We start from the raw sequence: 514 nt of genomic DNA, 5'->3' as shown, positions 1-514 counted from the left end.
AGTGCTACATCACTACAGCTGGTGTTAGTTAGATCTGTTGCATCCAGTGTTGGTTCCGGTTGTACAGTTACTGTTACTGTATAGGCATCGGCAGTACATCCGTTACTTCCACTAGGAGTTACCGTATAGGTTACTGTCTGATCTGTTCCACTGGTATTGGTCAGTACATCATTAATGGTTGTTGTTGTTTGCAGGGAAGTTGATTCTCCTGTTACATTGGCATTATCCGCTGCAATCCATGTAAAGGTTGTTCCTGTTTCAGTCACATCAAGAGTCAGGTCTCTGCTAAGTGCTACATCACTACAGCTGGTGTTAGTTAGATCTGTTGCATCCAGAGTTGGTTCCGGTTGTACGGTTACTGTTACTGTATAGGCATCGGCAGTACATCCGTTACTTCCACTAGGGGTTATCGTATAGGTTACTGTCTGATCTGTTCCACTGGTATTGGTCAGTACATCATTAATGGTTGTTGTTGTTTGCAGGGAAGTTGATTCTCCTGTTACATTGGCATTAT

Annotated in this window: 1 protein-coding gene; it reads right to left on the bottom strand. The window is 43.2% G+C overall.

Annotated elements, in window-relative coordinates; all coding sequences use genetic code 11:
- Window positions 1-514, bottom strand: a 514-nt coding sequence (locus ACFSTE_RS20555; RefSeq protein WP_378298372.1) for a PKD-like domain-containing protein, incomplete at both ends; no start/stop codon positions are given.

Source organism: Aquimarina hainanensis (assembly GCF_042684685.1).
Classification (GTDB): Bacteria; Bacteroidota; Bacteroidia; order Flavobacteriales; family Flavobacteriaceae; genus Aquimarina; species Aquimarina hainanensis.
The sequence above is the reverse complement of the archived record's forward strand: the minus strand, read 5'-3'. Positions and strand labels throughout refer to the sequence as shown.